Consider the following 18,008-nt stretch of genomic DNA (forward strand, 5'->3'; position numbering starts at 1 on the left):
GCGGTCGTCCTCGCCCGGCGTACGGGCTGGAGGGCCGGCCTCTACAGCACCGCAAGCACCCGCCGGGCGACCTCGCGCCCGATCGGCAGCGAAGCCGTAGCCGCAGGCGACGGCGCGTTCAGTACGTGCACGGCCCGCGCCCCCTCCCGGATGAGGAAGTCGTCCACCAGCGTCCCGTCCCGCAGGACGGCCTGCGCCCGCACCCCCGCCGCCACCGGCACCAGGTCGTCCGGTGTCACCGCGGGCAGCAGCCGCCGCACCGCCGAGGTGAAGGCCGCCTTGGAGAGGGAGCGCCGAAATTCCCCCGCCCCGTACCGCCAGTGCCGCCCGGCCATGCGCCAGGCTCCCGGCCAGCTCAACGTCCCCGCGACCTCCAGCGGCCGCACCACACCCCATCCGTACCCCTCACGGGCCAGCGCCGGCACCGCGTTGGGCCCCACATGGACCCCGCCGCCGATGCCCCGCGTCAGATGCACCCCCAGGAAGGGGAAGGCGGGATCGGGCACCGGATACACCAGGCCCCGCACCAGCTCGGGCCGCGCCAGGTCGAAGTACTCACCCCGGAAGGGCACGATCCGCATCCCGGGGTCGTCTCCGGCCAGCAGTGCCACCTGGTCGCACTGCAGTCCCGCACAGTTGACCAGGACCTTTCCCCGCACCACCGAGCCGTCGGCCGTGCGCACGGCCACCCCGAGCGCCGGGCGCCGGTCGATGCGGACGACCTCCGCGCCGTACCGGACGTCGGCCCCCGAGGCGTCCGCGAGGTGCTCCGCCACCGAGCCGTAGTCACAGATCCCCGTCGTCCCGACCTGGATCGCGGCGAGCCCGCGCACCTCCGGTTCGTACTCCGCGATCTGGGCGGGGCCCAGCTCGCGCACCGGAATGCCGTTCTCCCTGCCGCGCTGGACGAGGGCGTGCAGGCGGGGCAGCTCGGAGCGCTCCGTGGCGACGATCAGCTTGCCGGTGACCTCGTGCGCGATGCCGTACTCCGCGCAGAACTTGACCATCTCGGCGGCGCCCCGCACCGCGTACCGCGCCTTCAGGGAGCCGGGGCGGTAGTAGATGCCGCTGTGGATCACCCCGCTGTTGCGTCCCGTCTGGTGCCGGGCGGGGCCCGGCTCCTTCTCCAGGACGGTGACCCGCGTGCCCGGCGCGGCACGCGTGAGGGCATACGCCGTCGACAGACCGACGATTCCGCCGCCGATCACCAGCACGTCGCAGTCGTACGCCGCGGCCCGGACCATCCCGCATCACCTCCCACCCCGATAGTGCACTGCGCCACTGACAACGCCCTCAAACCCGGCGAGGACCGCGGGGTTACAGGGTGCGTAAATGCTGTTGCCGTTCCGGCGCCGCACGGGGGGACACTTCGGGCCCTCGACCTGAATCCTGGATGCCCCACGACAGGGATCCCGGTGAACTACGCGGGGGCCACGAGCAGCGGCCGCGCCCGCTCGCGCAGCTCCACCACCCGCGGCTCGTCGCCGTACGGTTCCAGGCGGTGCAGCAGGTCCTTCACGTACTCCGTGGTGCGCGCGGACGAGATGCGTCCCGCGACCTCCAGGGCGCGCGTGCCCTGCTCGCAGGCCGCGTCCAGGTTCCCCGACTCCAGTTCGGCGACCGCCGACACCACGAGCCGCAGCCCGTGCGAGCGCACGAACTCCTCCGTGGGCCGCGAGAGCGCCTGCTCCGTGAAGCGCCGCACCTGGCGGGGCGCCTTCAGGTCGCGGTAGCACTCGGCGGCGTCCGCCGCGAAGCGGTCGTATCCGTAGAAACCGAGCCATGACGGGTCGTTGTCGCCGTCCCTGGCCCTCTCCAGCCATCCTTCGGCCGCCCGCAGTGCCGCCCCCGCCGCCTGCGCGTCGCTGGCGCGCGCGTGTGCGCGTGCCTCGACGAGGCGGAAGAAGCTCATCGTGCGTGCGGTGGCCAGGCCGCGGTTGCGCTCCAGGGCCGCCTGCGCGAGGTCGACGCCCTCGTCGCCGAAGCCGCGGTAGGTCGCCTGGAGGGACATGGAGGCCAGGACGTACCCCCCTAAGGGGACGTCGGCCGCCGCGCGGGCCAGGCGCAGGGCCTGGATGTAGTAGCGCTGGGCGGCCTCCTGCTGGCCGGTGTCGAAGGCCATCCAGCCGGCCAGGCGCGTCAGTTCGGCCGATGCCCCGAAGAGCGAGCGGCCCACCTCGTCCGAGTACGAACCGAGCAGCAGGGGCGCGGCCTCGACCCGCAGGCACTCGGGGACCATCGACGAACGCCAGTCGCCGCCCCCGTACTTGGAGTCCCAGCGCCGGGCGTCCTCGGCGGCCTCCCGCAGTTTCACCACGTCGCTGTGGCCGACCTTCATCGGCATCCCGCTGTTCGCGCTGTCGTCGGCGTGCCCCAACTCGCGGGGCTCGTCCGGGGCGACGTCGCGGGCGACCGAGCTGTCGGCCGGGGTTATCAGCCAGCGCGATGCCGGCGTGGCGTACGCGCTGACCGCGAAGGAGCCGGCGAGGGACTGCCAGATGCCGCCGCTGCCCGCGCGCCTGCCCGCCAGGTCGAGGCGGTAGAGCTCGGTCGCCGACTTGACCGCGGCGCCCACGTCGCGCGGGAAGGCGAGGCCCACCTCAGGCGCCGGATCGGCGTCCGCGAGCCCGATCTCGTGCAGCGGGACGGGACGGCCGAGCTTCTGGCCGATGGCCGCGGCGATGAGGTGCGGGGCGGCGCCTTGCGGCACCATGCCCTTGGACACCCACCGGGCCACCGATGTCTTGTCGTATCGAAGCGTCAACCCGCGTTGAGCGCCGAGGTCGTTCACCCGGCGTGCGAGTCCCGCATTGCTGATTCCCGCGAGGGCGAGAACGGTGCCGAGTTTTTCGTTCGGCCCGCGTTGCTCCCTGGACATGCGCCACCCCTCGACACAGACGGCTGCCGCGATGGCTTGACCGCGCGGCATGCGTGCTGCGTTCCCCCAGGGCAGCGGCGTCCGCGACTACGACCGCCGTGGCCCGGAATCTCGGCCGCAAGAGCATTTGGCCGAGCCCCCAGGTATATGCCTCCGCGAAAACATCAGCACACACAGCGTAGTTCGCCGAATCCCAAGCGTTAAGAGGCGCAGTTCCGTATGGCGAGATTGTTGCCGGTGGAGAAGCGGGGGAGTGCGGTGGTGTGCTCCGGGTGTGTGGCCGTGCGCCTGCGTGTGCGCTCTTCACCGGCCATAAGGGCAGCGCTTCCATTGACGGTGCGTGGGTCGGCCCGCTGCGCTGGAGTCAGCGGGCTGGGGGACACCGCCGCCTCCATCCCCGCGGGCGGCGGACCAGTCCGGGGGGCGGGCAACGCCTCCCGGACTGTGTGGTGCCGTTTACGGTTCCGTCACGTGAGCGCCACCCGCTGATTTGGCCGAAAATCGCCTCTCCGGAGGCCGGGGCAATGCGCCCCCGCGCAACCGAAAGGGCGTGGTCGCGCCCTCCAAGTACCGCTCCCCGGCCGCAGATTAAGGGGAGCGCGAGCACCTCCGTAGCCCCTCCTGCGCGCCTCCTTCGTGGCAGCATGGGACCCCAGTTCTCGATGCACTGGTTGTCCACAGCCTGTGGAGGCAACGATGCGGTGGTTGGTGGGGTGGAGCAGCACTGCCGCGAAGCCTGCGGTGGTGGGCTCGGCCGGGGCCACCGGTGAGAATGGCGAGACCGTTCATCCCGTGGGCTCCCAACTCCTTTGGGGCGATCCGGATCCGCTGTGGGCGGTGGGCGACTGGCGCGCCGACGAGGTGCGCACGGTCAAGGCCGACGAGCAGACCCGCATCGCGGTCCTCGGCACCTGCGGGGCGAGCGACGAGGAGCTCAGGGTCGGTCTGTTCGCGGCCCGCGGCGGCGCCCTGCGGCACCTGACCGCGTGGTCCGGCAGCTACACCGCGGTCGTCCAGGTCGGGCGCCGCGTCATGGTCGCCGGCGACCTCGCGGGCGCACGCCCCGTCTTCTACACCCCTTGGGCTTCCGGCACGGCCTTCGCGACGGCCGCGCTGCCGCTCGCCGACCTCATCGAGGCCCACCTGGACATCGGCCATCTCGCGGCGCTGCTCGCCGCGCCCGACGTGCCGGAGGCGCTCCAGGACTCGACGCCCTACCAGGGCGTGCGGCGCGTGCCCCCGGGGCACGCACTGATCCTGCGCGCGGGCGCACGGGAGATCGCCGGGTACGAACACGTGGCGTCCCTCGCGGTCGCCGCGCCCGCCGCCGACGCGACCACCGCGGTCGACGGCGTCCGTGACGCCCTCGTGGAGGCGGTGCGCGCCCGCCTCGGCGCCCCGCGGCACGTCCCCGGAGCCGAGGTCGACCCGGGCCCCGTGCCCGGCATGGGACCGGCCGAGCGGCGCGCGGCGCGCGGGATGCCGGTGCCCGGCATCGGCGCCGACCTCTCCGGAGGGCCCGCGTCCGGCACGCTCGCGCTGCTCGCGGCGGGCCTCCCGGGGATGCCAGGCACGGTCCTCGGCCACGGCACGGGCGCGGGCGAGCGGCTCCTTGCCGTCACCTTCAACGACCTGGCGATCAACGGCCGCGAGGCCGAGCTGGAGCGGGCGGGCGCCATCGCGGCCAATCCCCGCCTGCACCACGTGGTGGTCGCCGCGGGCGAAGAGGCCCTTCCGTACGCGGACTTGGACGGGCCGCTGACCGACGAGCCGAGCGCATCGCTCGTCACGGCCCAGCGCCACCGCACGCGGCTCGCGTCGGGCAGCGCGGACCACTTCACGGGGTACGGCGCCCGGCAGGTCCTTGACGCGCATCCGGCCCGCCTCGCCGATCTCCTGATGGACCGCAGACGGCGCCATCTGGTGCGCCCCGTGGCCGCGTTGGCTAAGGCGGACGGCTCCCCGGGCTCCGTCATGGTCCCCGCGCGCGTGTACGGCGCCGCGCGCAAGCTCTCCCGGATGTCCTACCGCGCGGGCGTCGACTCGCTCGCCGACCGTCTCCTCCAGCGCCGCTTCGACGAGCCGGGCGGCGCGGTGGGGGCCTCGATGGCCGCCCTGGCGTGGGCCAGGCCGGGGCCCGCGGCACGGTGGCTGACGGGCGAGGCGCTGGCCGAAGTATCGGTTCGCCTCCAGGACACGACCGGGCGCCCCGGCGCCGGGCCCGGCCAGCGCCCCGGCGAGTTCCGCGCCCGCGCGGCCCTCGCGAGGCACGCGGCGGACCTCCGCGTCCTGGAGCAGGCGGCCGAAGTCCGCTTCCAGCGCCTGCACGCGCCCTTCCTGGACAACCAGGTGGTCCGGGCCTGCCGCGCGCTCCCCGTCGCCCTGCGCGTCCAGCCAGGCGCCCGCGCGGCGATCCTGCGTACGGTCCTGGAGGGCGCCGGAGTGGCCGAACTGCCGCCCGGCTGGGGCGCTCCGTCCCACGCGTCGTCCGCGGCGGCGGCGCGCACGGGCCTGCGGGTGGCGGTGGACGACCTGCTGGCCCTCTTCGACACACCCCTGCTCGCGCAGGCGGGCCTGGTGGAGGCCCGCGTGGTCCGCAAGGCGCTGCGCGCGGCGGCGGAGGGCGAGCCACTGCCGCTGGACGGCCTGGCGGACCTGGTCTCCACGGAGCTGTGGCTGCGCCGCCTGCTCTCCCGCAGGGGCACGTGCTGGACCGGCACTCCCGCGCGGCAGAGGGCGGTCCCTACGGGGAGCGTCGTGCCGCAGAGGGGGGCGTTGGGGGCGGGGCGGTAGCCGGAGGCGCAGCCTGTTCGGTGGTCTGCGCGGTGGTCTGCGCGGTGCGCTGCGCGGGGCTCTGTCCGGCGCTCTGCGCACTGCTCTGCCCGCTGCTTGAGGACCGGGGCCGGGCGTCGCGTCGGGCCCGGGGGAGGTAAACCCTCGCGCCCCGACCCACCCCACCGGCGAGAATGACCCCGTGCGGTACAGAATCCTGGGCGCCACCGAGGCGTACGACGAACAAGGAGAGCCCCTGCCCGTAGGGGGCCGGCGGCTTCGCGCGCTCCTCGCCACCCTCGCGCTGCGCCCGAACCGCACCGTCCCCATGGAGACCCTCATCGCCGAGGTGTGGGCGCAGGACGAGCCCCCCACCGACGCGCCCGCCGCCCTCCAAGCCCTCGTCGGCCGCCTGCGCCGCGCCCTCGGCAAGGACGCCGTCGCCTCGGGACCCGGCGGCTACCGCCTCACCGCCACCCCCGAAGACATCGACCTGCACCGCTTCGAACGTCTCGTACGCGAGGGGAAGGCGGCCCTGGACCACGACCCGGCGGCAGCCGCCCGCACCCTCCGCGAAGCGCTCACCCTGTGGCGCGGCCCCGCACTCGCCGACCTGCCCGACCGCAGCGCGGCGACCCGCCCCGAAGCGCTGCTCGCCGAGGCGACCCGCGCCCGCGTCGAGGCGGACCTGCTCCTGGGGCACGCCTCCGACGTCGTACCGGAACTGAGGGAGCTGACCGCCGATCAGCCGTACGACGAGGCGCTGCACGCCCTGCTGATCCGCGCCCTGCGCGACGCGGGCCGCGGCGCCGACGCCCTCGCCGCGTACGAGAACGCGCGCCGCACGCTCGCCGACGCCCTTGGCGCCGACCCGGGCCCGGAACTGCGCGCCCTGCACGCGGAGTTGCTGGACCCGGACACGGCCGCGGCGCGCACGGCCGAGAGGCCGCCCGCGAAGCCTGAGCGAACGGAGCGGCCCGAGCGGACCGGCAACATCCGCCCTCGCCTGACCAGCTTCGTCGGCCGGGAACCCGAACTCGCCGCCATCCGTTCAGACATCGGACGAGCCCGCCTGGTCACCCTCACCGGACCGGGCGGCTCCGGCAAGACCCGCCTCGCCGAGGAAGCCGCCGCCGGGCATCCGCGGGCATGGCTGGCCGAGCTCGCCCCGCTCGACCGGCCTGAGGCGGTCCCCGGTGCTGTCGTCAGCGCGCTCGGTCTGCGCGAGACCGTGCTGATGACCAGCGACCTCACGGTGCCGCAGGACGACCCGGTCGGCCTGCTGATCGAGTACTGCGCCCCGCGCAGCCTGCTCCTGATCCTTGACAACTGCGAGCACGTCATCGGCGCCGCGGCCGAGCTCGCCCACACCCTCCTGACGCACTGCCCGGACCTCACCGTCGTCGCCACCAGCCGCGAACCCCTGGGCGTACCAGGCGAGTTCGTCCGCTCCGTGGAACCCCTGCCGCCCGACCCGGCGCACCGCCTGTTCACCGAGCGCGCCACGGCCGTGCGCCCGGACTTCGCGGCGGAGGAGGACGCCGAGGCCGTCGCCGAGATCTGCCGCAGGCTCGACGGCCTCCCGCTCGCCATCGAACTGGCCGCCGCCCGGCTGCGCCTGCTCACCCCGCGGCAGATCGCCGACCGCCTCGACGACCGCTTCCGCCTGCTCACCAGCGGCGCCCGCACGGTCCTGCCCCGCCAGCAGACCCTGCGGGCCGTCGTCGACTGGTCCTGGGACCTGCTCGACGAGCCCGAGCGGACCGTGCTGCGCGAGGTGTCCGTCTTCGCGGGCGGCTGGGACCTGGAGGCGGCCGAGGCGGTCTGCACCGGACCCGCGGCCGACCTCATCGGCGCCCTCGTGGACAAGTCCCTGCTCATCGCCGAGCCCACGGCCGGGGGCGACATGCGCTACCGCATGCTGGAGACCATCCACGAGTACGCGTCCGAGCGGGCCGCCGAGACCCCGGACCTGCGCACCGCGGCGGGCCACCGCCACACCGCGTACGTCCGCGCCCTCGTCGAGCGGGCCGAGCCCCTGCTCCGCTCGGCGGACCAACTCCCGTGGATCCAGCGTCTGGAGACGGAGCTGGACAACATCCGGGCGGCCCTGCAGCGCACGATCGAGTCCCACGACGCGGAGGACGCCCTGGCACTCGCCCTGGGCATCGGATGGTTCTGGTGGCTGCGGAACTACCGCAGGGAGAGCACGGAGTGGATCGCCCGCATCCTGCGCCTGGCGCCCGCGATGCCGCCCGACGGCCCCGACGGCACCCCCGACGGCCCCGACGGCACGGACGACCCGCTCCACTGGTCCTGGATGAGCCTGCGGCTGCTGCACTTCTTCCTGGTGGCGGAGTCCAGGCCGACGGACGCGGTGACGGGGGAGGCCGACCGCCGCTACCTCGGGCGGGTGCGGGACGCCTTCGCGCGGCCGGTGCCCGCGGCGGCCCGCTTCCCCGGGCTGCTCTGGCCGTTCACCGCCTACTTCCTCGACGGCCCCGACGCGGCCCGGCCCGGCTTGGACGCGGTGGTCGCCAACTGCCGCAGGTACGGCGGCGACTGGGAGATCGGCGTCAGCCTGATGTTCCGTACGCACCAGGCCGTCGACGCCCCGGGCAATCTGTCCGGTGTCGACGAGGACCTCGCGGAGCTGCGCGGGCTGAGCAGGCGCGCGGGCGACCGCTGGATGCGCGCCCAGGTGTCCAGCGCGGCGGGCGAGGCCGCGATGGCACGCGGCCTGCACGAGGAGGCGCGCGCCGAGTACGACGAAGCGCTGCGGCTCGCGTACGAAGTGGGCGCCTACGCCGAGACGCCCTTCCTCATCGTCCGGCTCGCCGAGATCGCGTACCGCGAGGGCGACCGTGATCTTGCGGCGAAGGCGCTCCACGAGGCGGGGATCGAGGCCGACCGGTACGGAGTGGCGGACTCCCGGGCGTTCATGCGGATGGTCCAGTCGACGATGGCGCTGGACGACGGCGACGTCGCCGAGGCCCGCGCCCTGTTCGACGCGGCCCACGCCGAGGCCGAGCGCGGCACCCCGCCGCCGCAGTTCAACGCGGACCTTCGGGGCCTCGAGGCCAGGATCGTGGCCGCCGAGTCGGGGCCGGAACAGGCGCTGCCGCTGCTCGCCCACGGCCTGCGCGAGGCCTTGGAGAGCCGGTGCGCGGAGCTGGTCGTCGCGTCCCTGGTGGACGGCGGAGCCACCCTGGTGAGCAGGCTCGGAGACCATCCGCGCGCCGCCCGACTGCTGGCCTTCGGCACCCGGCTGCGCAGTGGCCATCCGCGCCCGGCGCCGTATCTGGACGCGGCAGCGCGGGTCGAGACGGCGGCGCTCGCGGCCCTCGGCGACGAGCGGTACGAGGCGGAGCGCACCGCGGGTGCCGGACTCACCGCCGACGAGGCCGTCGCCGAGCTGAGCTGAGCCGCGGCCCACGTACGCCGAGCCGAGCTGGGCCACGGCCCACGTACGCCGAGCCGAGCTGGCCCACGACCCACGGCCCACGTACTACGTGCAGCGGAAGCGCGACTGCGCCCAGTCCGCGAGCGCGGCGGTGTCGAACGGCGAGTGCGGCTCGACGACCAGGCGGATCGTCTTGCGCCCGGTCAGGTTCACCGCCACCGGCACCGCCGGGTCCCCGCCCTTGATCAGCGGTGACTTCCACAGCTGTACGCCGTCCCCGAAGACCGAGAAGCGCACCTTGCCGAGACCCAGCGTCATGTCGTCGACACCGACGACCGCCTCATAGGCCGAGCATGTGCGGTTCAGGTCGATGGTGACGGAGGACTGGCCGTGGACGGTCACGCCGTGGCCGTACTGTTTGTCCGCGATGGACAGGCCGTCCCGCTGCCAGACCCAACTGCTCTCGCCCAGCCGCATCTCGGGCGCGGTGCCGTCACCGACGACGCCGTACCGCAGCTCGCTCCACTGGTAGACCGTCGGGGCGGGCGGAGGCGGGGGCGGGGGTGGAGGCGGCTCGGGCTTCGGCTCGGACGGCGTGGGCGTCGGCTTCGGCTCCGGCTTCGGGGCCGGCGGCTTCGGCTCGGGAGTGGGCTTCGGCTTCGGCTCGGGGGTCGCCTTCGCGGGCGGCTTCGGCTTGGGCTCGGCGGCCGGCTGCGCGGGCCCGGGCTTCGGCTTGGGCTTCGGGGGCGACGGCTTGCTCGGCACCTCGGGCTCGGCGGCCGGCGTCTTCCCGGCGCTCGGCAGGTCCTTGGGCTTGTCCCCGCCCCCCGCGGTCAGGGCGATCGCCGCAGCCGCGGCCGCGACGACCACAGCCGCCGCGATACCGGCCTTGGCGGGCGCGCCGAGCCCCTCGGCGGCGGCACCACCGCCCGCCGCGCCGCCGGACGGGCCACCGCTCGCCGCTGCCGCCCCCGCCGCACCGGCGCCCGCGGCGCTCGCCGCGCCACCGCCGACGAGGGCGGCCACCTTCGCGTACCCGGCGGCACCGAACCAGCCGATGACCGCGATCGGCACGACCCCGGGAATGCCGCTGGCGACTTCCTTGATCTGGCCCGCGGCCAGACGGCACTTGGCGCACTGCTCCAAGTGCTTGCGCAGGCCGCGCTCGGCCCGGGTGCGCAGGCTGCCGCGCGCGTAGGCGCCGAGCCGGTCGGCGTAGCGGGCGCACTCCTCGTTGTCGGTGAGCGTGGTGCTCACGTGGGCCTGGAGATACGCCTCCTTCAGGCCTTCGCGCGCCCGCTTGGCGAGCACCCGGGTGCCGTTGGCGTCGAGCCCGAAGAGGGTGGCGACGTCGCTCGGGGACTCGTCCTCGATCTCCGTGTGCCACAGCACCGCCTGCCAGCGCTCCGGAAGGCTCCGGAACGCCTGCATGGCCATGGACTGCTCGGCCTCGTGCATCGCGCGCACGTCCGCGCCCAGGTCCATGGTGTCGTCGTCGGAGACCTCGGAGCTGCGCGCGGCCTGCGCGGCGAACACCGCGAAGTCCTCGACCAGCTGCTCCCGCTTCGCCGATTTCGTCCACCCGGCGGCGACACGGCGCACGGTGGTGAGCAGATACGCGCGCACCGCGTGCTCGGGCCCGCTGCCGCCACGGACGGCCTGCAGCATCCGCGCGAAGACCTCGGCCGTGAGGTCGTCGGCGGTGTGCGCGTCCCGGCAGCAGGTGCGGGCGTACCGGCGGACCGCTTCGGCGTGCCTTCGGTACAGCTCTTCGTACGCGGTGTCGTCGCCCGCCCGCATCCGCGTGATCAGGTCGCTGTCGGCCGGTGGACCGTCCCCGGGAACGGAAACGGGAACAGGAACGGCACGCTGAGGCGGAACGCTGGGATCGGGGCCGCCGGAGCCACCATCGGAGCCGGCTGCGGCTCCGGGTGCGGCTCCGGGTCCGCCCTGGCTCGGCACCTGTCGATGAGGCAGCCCCGCGGCCTCATCGCCCAAGGCGGAGGACGACTCGTCCCGCCCGTCACCACTCATCGCGGAAGCCCCCGCTTGCACACTCAGACCCGGCCATCCGGGAAAGAGTGCCATACGGCCGTGCTACGGCGGACGGCGATGACGGTCAACCACCCGTCCGAGGTGACTTCCCGTATCCGAGCACTACCGTTCACCCATTCGGGGAAGGCTCAACCTCCGCGTGTTCACCGGAAGTTGAGCCGTCCCCGAGCCGTTCAGGTGTTGGCCTGGTGCCGCCCTCGTGCCGTCTCAGGCCGTGGGACGCGACCGAAGCCCCTCGAGCAGGATGTCGAGCAGCCGCGACGAGGCCGCCGCCTGCTGCGCCGGGTCCGGCAGCGAGGGCGCCGCCGTGGCTATCACCAGGAGCACGTCCGCCACGGTCACGTCCGCGCGCAGCTCGCCCGCCGCCCGCGCCCGGTCCACGAGGCGCCCGACGACGTCCAGGAGCGCGACCGCCCCCGGGTCGTCCGCCGCCGACTCCTCGGCCGGAGCCGAGCGCTGCTCGACGAGCCGCAGGTCGGGACCGGCCGGAGCCGCCTGCCGCTGCTGCGGCACGCGCGCCTCGTCGTCCCGAACGCCCGCGATCTCGTCCGCGACGCCCACCCGAAGGACCTGCGGCGGCAGGAGCCGCCCCGCGCCCGACGCGACGGACGTCCGCAGGAAGCGCGAGAGCGCCGACCACGGCTCGTCCTCCTGCCCGAGCGCCGAACGCGCCTGGTCGGTCAGCCGGGAGGTCTCCTCCTCGGCTATGCGCCGCACCAGCACGTCCTTGCTGGGGAAGCGCCGGTAGACCGTGCCGACGCCGACCCGTGCGCGCCGGGCCACGTCTTCCATCGGCGCGCCGTAACCCAGCTCGCCGAAGACCTCGCGCGCCGCGCGAAGTACGTGCTCGAGATTGCGCTGTGCGTCCACACGCAGCGGCGTCGAACGCGGTCCGTCCCCCATGTCGCGTCCGTTCCCGCTGGTGGCGACGGCTGACGCCGACGCCGTGCTCGAAGTCCAGTGAGATTCCTGAATATGCATACGCGTTCCCCCGGTAATGACGTCTCCCCCCGGAGACACTCCCCGCCATTGACTACCGAAGTGTGAGGAGCAAGCCCGATTCCCGGGCCCCGTAGCTGGACCCGACGAGCGCATCCCCCGACACCCCGACAGCACACGAACATAGTTGAGCCAGAGTCAATTCAGAAGGGGTGGGTTCCGCACAGAGCGCCCCCCGATCGGAGTACGCACCGTTTCCGACCCGATTGCACCCTCTTGCTTTCCCCCTCTTTCCCCCGCTGACCTGCACACCTTCCATCAGGCCCGGCAAGGCCCCGACGGCGCGCCGCCCGCCGCGAGCGGTCACACAAATTGCCGAGGCTGTGGACAAACGCAAGAGCGGGGTGCGTCATGGGATGGTGAAGGAACCTGTGCGCATTCTCGTTGTGGGCGGCGGCTACGTCGGCATGTACACCGCACTGCGCCTCCAGCGGAAGCTGAAGCCGGAGCTGAAGCGGGGCGAAGTGGAGATCGTGGTGGTGACGCCCGATCCCTATATGACCTACCAGCCGTTCTTGCCCGAAGCCGCGGCCGGCTCCATCTCACCGCGCCACGTCGTGGTCCCGCTCCGCCGTGTCCTGGACAGATGCCGGATCGTCATCGGCGAGGTCAAGACGGTCGACCACGCCAAGCGCACCGCGTCCTTCACCACGCTGGCCACCGAGGACGAGGGTTCGGGCGCCGTCGAGATCACGTACGACGAGCTCGTCATGGCCCCCGGATCGATCTCGCGCACCCTGCCCGTGCCGGGCCTCGCCGAGCACGGCGTCGGCTTCAAGACCGTCGAAGAGGCCATCGGGCTGCGCAACCACGTCATCGAGCAGATGGACATCGCCTCCTCCACGCGCGACCCGGCCATCCGCGACGCGGCCCTGACCTTCGTCTTCGTGGGCGGCGGCTACGCGGGAGTCGAGGCGCTCGGCGAGCTGGAGGACATGGCCCGCTACGCCTCGCGGTACTACCACAACGTCAAGGCCGAGGACATGAAGTGGATCCTCGTCGAGGCCTCCGGGCGGATCCTTCCCGAGGTCGGCGAGGAGATGGGCAAGTACACGGTCCGTGAGCTGCGGCGCCGCAACATCGACGTACGCCTGGAGACCCGTCTCGACTCGTGCGAGGACCGGGTCGCCGTCCTGAGCGACGGCGCGCGCTTCCCCACCCGCACGGTCGTGTGGACCGCGGGCGTCAAACCGCACCCGGTGCTCGCCGCGACCGACCTGCCGCTGAACGAACGCGGCCGCCTCGACTGCACCGCCCAGCTGTCCGTGGACGGCGTCACGCACGCGTGGGGCGCGGGAGACGCGGCAGCCGTCCCCGATGTCACCGCGGACGAGCCCGGCAAGGAGTGCGCCCCCAACGCCCAGCACGCGGTGCGCCAGGCCAGGACGCTCGGCGACAACATCGCGGCGTCCCTGCGCGAACAGCCCCTCAAGGAGTACACGCACAAGTACGTGGGCTCCGTGGCGTCCCTGGGACTGCACAAAGGCGTCGCACATGTCTACGGACGGAAGTTGAAGGGCTACCCTGCCTGGTTCATGCACCGCGTCTACCACCTGAGCCGCGTGCCCACCGTCAACCGCAAGTCCCGGGTGCTCTCCGAATGGGTCCTGTCCGGCCTGTTCAAGCGCGAGATCGTCTCCCTGGGGTCGCTCGAGCACCCGCGTGCGGAGTTCGAACTCGCGGCCGGGGGCAGAAGCCCGAAGGAGTCCTCCTGACCGGAGGCAGGAACTCCCCGCGTGACACCGGCGTCTGACGGATGTCAGTCCGGTCGGCCAGACTGTTCGTGTGACCATGGGCGGGCCAGGACCGCCGGAAATCCCCGCCCGATCCAGAAGCGACATCACGAGGCCTACCGCAGTGAACTTCACGCGCTGGAGCGCCCGGCTCCCCGGAACGCAGCGCCGCGCCGCGGCGCGCACCGACCTGGGGATCTCCCCGCCACAGCGAGCCGAGAGCTCGGTCCCCGCGGCCCGTGCCGAGGGGAGCCAGGAGGGCACGACCCTGACCCCCGCCGCCGGCGTCGACGAGCTGCCGACCCGTGAGGTGCTCGACCGCATTCCGGCCCTCGTCGCCCTGGTGCACGGCCCCGACCACCGCGTCGCGTACGTCAACGACGCGTACGCCACCGCATTCGGCGACCGTCCCGTGGGCGAACCCGCCCGCGACGCGCTGCCCGAGCTGGAGGAACTCGGCCTGCTGCCCCTGCTGGACCAGGTCCTGCGCAGCTCGAAGCCGCGCACGGTCAAGTCACGCAAGGCGGCGAGCGGCCGGTCGTACACCTTCACCTGCACCCCCGTCACGCTCCCCGTGAGCGGCTCGGCCACGGGGCTCAAGGACGACGGCATCCTGGTCTTCGCCGCCGACGTCACCGACCACGCGGAGGCCGCCGAGCGGCTGCGGGCCAGCGAGCGCACCCAGCGCGAGACGGCCGTCACCCTGCAACGCTCGCTGCTCCCGCAGGAGTTGGAGCAGCCGGACGACCTGCGCATCGCCGCCACGTACCAACCGGGCGGCACGGAGGCCGCGGTCGGCGGCGACTGGTACGACGTGATCACCCTCGGCGGCGGCCGCACCGCCCTGGTCATCGGCGACGTCATGGGCCGCGGTGTCCGCGCCGCGGCCGTCATGGGCCAGCTCCGCACGGCCGTGCGCGCCTACGCCCGCCTGGACCTGCCCCCGCACGAGGTCCTGCAGCTCCTTGACGGCCTCGCGGCCGAGATCGACGCCAGCCAGATCGCCACCATGGTCTACGCGGTGCACGACCCGAACGAAGGCAACCTCGTGTACGCCTCCGCCGGGCACCTGCCCATCCTCGTACGGGACGAGGGCGGCACGATCCACCGCGCGGAGGAGCCCACGGGCCCGCCGCTCGGCACCGGCGGCTGGCTGCACACCTCGGGTTCGGTCCCGCTCGGGCCCGGCTCGACCGCCGTCCTCTACACGGACGGCCTGGTCGAGCGGCGCAGCGAGGACATCGACGAAGGCGTCGCCTCCCTGGAGCGCGCCCTCGCGGGCGCTACTGGAACTCCCCAGGTGGTGTGCGACCGCCTGATCCGCGCCCTGGGGGTGACGGCCGACCACGACGACGACGTGGCGGTCCTCGTCCTCCAGCACCCGGCACGCAAAGGCCTGGACGCCGAGCTGTTCCGCAACGCCGCCCTGGAGCTGCTCGGCGGCGTGGAAGCGGCGCCACGCGCGCGTGCCTTCGCGACCGGAGTCCTCGCCAGCTGGCGCTTCCCGTCCGAACTGCACGACCTGGGAGTCCTCGCGGCCAGCGAACTGGTCGCCAACTCCCTCCAGCACGGCACCCCGCCGATGCGCCTGCGGCTGCGCCGCACGGACCGCCGACTGATCATCGAGGTCACGGACGGCGACGACCACCTGCCCAGGCGCCGCCGCGCCGAGCCCGCGGACGAGAAGGGGCGCGGCATCGCCATCGTCGCCACGATCGCCTCGAACTGGGGCTCGCGGCGCACACCGGGCGGCGGCAAGGCGGTCTGGTGCGAGTTCGCCCTGCCGCGCGCGTAGTGCCTAGGAGTTCGCCGGTACGGGCTCGGGGGCGCCCTGGGCGACCACCCGGCTCTTGGCCACGTACGGCTGGTTCTGCAGCGGAGTGAGCTGCTTGCCGAGCCGCACGGCGAGCACCGTGATGCCGAGCGAGAACAGCAGGAACGTCACGATGTACGGCCCGTGCAGCGCGGCCCCCATCGGACCGCCCACCGCGGGGCCGACGGCGAGCGCCAGCTGCTTCACCAGGGCGAAGGCCGAGTTGTACTGACCGACCATCCCGGCCGGAGCCAGGTCGGCGACCAGCGGCGCGACGGTCGGCGACAGCATCGCCTCACCGAGCCCGAAGAGCGCGTACGTGGAGATGAACGCGGCGGTGGCCATGGCCTGGCTGCCGTGCCCGAGGCCGGCGTAACCGGCCGCGATCCACGCGACGGCCCAGATGAGACCGACGGCGGCGATCACCCGGGACCGCTTGCGCCGCTCGACGAACTTCAGGACGGCGAACTGCGCGACGACGATCACGGCCGTGTTGGCGGCGAGCGCGATGCCGAGCGTCGACGCCGAGATCCCGGCCGCCTCGACGCCGTACGCGGAGAGGCCCGACTCGAACTGTCCGTAGCAGGCGAAGAAGAGCACGAAGCCGAGCACGCACAGCTGCACCATCGCCTTGTGCCGCAGGAGCGCCCGCAGACCGCTCTGTGGCGCGGACCCGTCCTTGGGCACGGCGTCCTGGATGGACGGCGCGTGCGGAAGCCGCACGGACACGGCGATCGCGGCGAGCACCAGGAACATCACGGCCTCGATGGAGAACAGCGTGATGAAGCTGCCCGGGTCGTGCTCGTCGACGATCTGGCCGCCGATGAGACCGCCGATGCCCAGGCCCAGGTTCTGCAGGAAGAACTGCATCGCGAAGGCACGCGTACGCGTGGTGGGCGTCGAGCACCAAACAATCATCGTGGCGAGCGCCGGCTGCATGACCGCGGTGCCCGCACCGAGGAGGGCCGCCGAGACGATCGCCGTCGGTTCACTGTTCGCGAAGCCCAGGGCGAGGGCACCCACCGAGGCGGTCAGCGCGGCTCCCATGAGTACGGGGAGCGGGCCGCGGCGGTCGATGACGCGCCCGGTGACGGGCAGCACGATCAGCGCGGCCATGGCAAAGGCGGCGAGCACGATGCCCGCCGTACCGGCGCCCAGATCCCGTACCTGCGCCACGTACACGTAGAGGAACGGAACCGTGAATCCGACGCCGAACGCACTCAGCGCGCTGCCTACCTGAATACGACGCATCGCTGCGCCCATCGCCCTGGTCACTTTCACCTGCCTTAGGAGTGAAGACTTCGAAGCTAAAGTTAGAGCCTAAACAATACACACAGAAGAACTTCAACGCCAAGTGAGGGCGTGCCATACTGCGGGCCATGGGTGACACTCCCGGCCCCAGTGAGCCGACTCTCGAAGAGCAGATCGCCGCCTACCAGCGGGAGTTTCAGGACCTCGACCCCCAGGTCGAGGAGATCGTCTCGGCCCTCGGCCGCCTCAACAGGCGGATGAGCGTCGCCTACGGGCGGCAGACCGCGACCCTCGGCATCAGCAACGCCGAGTGGGAGGTCCTCAAGGCCCTGGTCCTCTCCGGCGCCCCGTACCAAATGGGCCCCGGCGAGCTGGCCAAAGGCCTCGGCCTCACGCCGGCCGCCATGACCCACCGCATCGACCGCATGGTGGCGGAGGGTCTGGTGACCCGGGACCGCGACGAGAACAACCGCGTACGAGTGATCGTCGAGCTCACCGCGGAGGGCCGCGAGAAGTGGCTGGAGGCGATGCGCCTGGCCACGGTCTTCGAGGAGGACCTCCTCCAGGACCTCTCACAGGAGGAGCGCGGCGCCCTGGGGGAAGTACTGACGCGCCTTCTGCGCCGGGTCGAGCACGCCCAGCCGGACGCGGGCGGACGCCTCACCGATCTGGACTGAGCGGCCGTACAGAGCCGGACTGAGCGGCCGTACAGAGGGGGAGCGAGCGCTCGACCTCGGGCGTTTGACAGTCACCTGGCGGATCCGTAAGGTTCTTCGGGTTGCCACGGAGCCGTAACGGTTCTGCGACAGCACCTCCCGCCGCTGAGACGCGGCAAAACAAACTCTGCACGACATCCCACCGGGAACGATTTCGGCGTGCCCGAATTCAATTCCACGGCTCGATTATGAGTCGCCGGGAAGAACCGCTAGAGTTTGAGACGTCGGAACGGCCCAACAGCCGGGAAGACAAACCCCGCTGACTGGGAATCAGGCCCGAAAGGATCTGGTAGAGTCGGAACCGCCGGAAAGGGAAACGCGAAAGCCGAAAGGCCGGAGCGGAAACCTGAAAGGCACCGAGGAAAATCGGACACGAAAGAGTCTGATA

General features: G+C 72.9%; 10 protein-coding genes. 5 read left to right on the top strand and 5 right to left on the bottom strand.

The window, feature by feature from the left end:
- Positions 1-41: 41 nt before the first annotated feature.
- Positions 42-1,244: an L-2-hydroxyglutarate oxidase gene (lhgO, locus tag ACZ6ZP_RS41920; protein WP_351167551.1), complete on the bottom strand. Its 1,203-nt coding sequence runs from the start codon at positions 1,242-1,244 to the stop codon at positions 42-44.
- Between the two features lie 176 nt (positions 1,245-1,420).
- Positions 1,421-2,878, bottom strand: coding sequence for an MFS transporter (locus ACZ6ZP_RS41925; RefSeq protein ID WP_351167553.1), 1,458 nt, complete (start codon positions 2,876-2,878; stop codon positions 1,421-1,423).
- Positions 2,879-3,574: 696 nt separating this feature from the next.
- On the opposite strand from ACZ6ZP_RS41925, the gene ACZ6ZP_RS41930 reads away from it, so the two are divergent.
- Positions 3,575-5,671 carry an asparagine synthase-related protein gene (locus ACZ6ZP_RS41930; protein WP_351167555.1) on the top strand — a complete coding sequence of 699 codons (2,097 nt, stop codon included), beginning with the start codon at positions 3,575-3,577 and terminating at the stop codon, positions 5,669-5,671.
- Between the two features lie 181 nt (positions 5,672-5,852).
- The gene (locus tag ACZ6ZP_RS41935; RefSeq protein ID WP_469410489.1) at positions 5,853-9,074 is read left to right on the top strand and encodes a BTAD domain-containing putative transcriptional regulator; all 3,222 of its coding nucleotides are present in this window, start codon (positions 5,853-5,855) and stop codon (positions 9,072-9,074) included.
- 84 nt (positions 9,075-9,158) lie between these two features.
- Here the strand turns inward: ACZ6ZP_RS41935 and ACZ6ZP_RS41940 are convergent, their stop codons facing one another.
- Together ACZ6ZP_RS41940 and ACZ6ZP_RS41945 are read right to left on the bottom strand one after the other, a co-directional pair.
- Complete coding sequence (locus ACZ6ZP_RS41940) at positions 9,159-11,087, bottom strand: sigma-70 family RNA polymerase sigma factor (protein WP_469410490.1); 1,929 nt, start codon at positions 11,085-11,087, stop codon at positions 9,159-9,161.
- 228 nt (positions 11,088-11,315) lie between these two features.
- Entirely contained in the window at positions 11,316-12,089 is a 774-nt protein-coding gene (locus ACZ6ZP_RS41945; protein ID WP_351167561.1) for a TetR/AcrR family transcriptional regulator, read from the bottom strand.
- A 374-nt stretch (positions 12,090-12,463) separates the two neighbouring features.
- On the opposite strand from ACZ6ZP_RS41945, the gene ACZ6ZP_RS41950 reads away from it, so the two are divergent.
- Positions 12,464-13,822, top strand: coding sequence for an NAD(P)/FAD-dependent oxidoreductase (locus ACZ6ZP_RS41950; RefSeq protein ID WP_351167563.1), 1,359 nt, complete (start codon positions 12,464-12,466; stop codon positions 13,820-13,822).
- Positions 13,823-13,964: 142 nt separating this feature from the next.
- Positions 13,965-15,635 (top strand): ATP-binding SpoIIE family protein phosphatase, encoded by a 1,671-nt coding sequence (locus tag ACZ6ZP_RS41955; protein WP_366463044.1) that lies wholly within the window; start codon positions 13,965-13,967, stop codon positions 15,633-15,635.
- Positions 15,636-15,638: 3 nt separating this feature from the next.
- Here the strand turns inward: ACZ6ZP_RS41955 and ACZ6ZP_RS41960 are convergent, their stop codons facing one another.
- Positions 15,639-16,916 carry an MFS transporter gene (locus ACZ6ZP_RS41960; protein ID WP_351167567.1) on the bottom strand — a complete coding sequence of 426 codons (1,278 nt, stop codon included), beginning with the start codon at positions 16,914-16,916 and terminating at the stop codon, positions 15,639-15,641.
- A gap of 116 nt (positions 16,917-17,032) precedes the next feature.
- On the opposite strand from ACZ6ZP_RS41960, the gene ACZ6ZP_RS41965 reads away from it, so the two are divergent.
- Positions 17,033-17,581 (top strand): MarR family winged helix-turn-helix transcriptional regulator, encoded by a 549-nt coding sequence (locus tag ACZ6ZP_RS41965; protein ID WP_366463043.1) that lies wholly within the window; start codon positions 17,033-17,035, stop codon positions 17,579-17,581.
- Positions 17,582-18,008 lie beyond the last annotated feature (427 nt).

The organism is Streptomyces sp. NPDC054047, from assembly GCF_055585065.1.

Excerpts from the sequence above, each read along its gene's own strand:
- ACZ6ZP_RS41940 (WP_469410490.1), bottom strand. The coding sequence starts at position 11,087 with ATGAGTGGTGACGGGCGGGACGAGTCGTCCTCCGCCTTGGGCGATGAG.
- ACZ6ZP_RS41930 (WP_351167555.1), top strand. The coding sequence starts at position 3,575 with ATGCGGTGGTTGGTGGGGTGGAGCAGCACTGCCGCGAAGCCTGCGGTG.
- ACZ6ZP_RS41925 (WP_351167553.1), bottom strand. The coding sequence starts at position 2,878 with ATGTCCAGGGAGCAACGCGGGCCGAACGAAAAACTCGGCACCGTTCTC.
- ACZ6ZP_RS41965 (WP_366463043.1), top strand. The coding sequence starts at position 17,033 with ATGGGTGACACTCCCGGCCCCAGTGAGCCGACTCTCGAAGAGCAGATC.
- ACZ6ZP_RS41945 (WP_351167561.1), bottom strand. The coding sequence starts at position 12,089 with ATGCATATTCAGGAATCTCACTGGACTTCGAGCACGGCGTCGGCGTCA.
- ACZ6ZP_RS41960 (WP_351167567.1), bottom strand. The coding sequence starts at position 16,916 with ATGGGCGCAGCGATGCGTCGTATTCAGGTAGGCAGCGCGCTGAGTGCG.
- lhgO (WP_351167551.1), bottom strand. The coding sequence starts at position 1,244 with ATGGTCCGGGCCGCGGCGTACGACTGCGACGTGCTGGTGATCGGCGGC.
- ACZ6ZP_RS41950 (WP_351167563.1), top strand. The coding sequence starts at position 12,464 with ATGGTGAAGGAACCTGTGCGCATTCTCGTTGTGGGCGGCGGCTACGTC.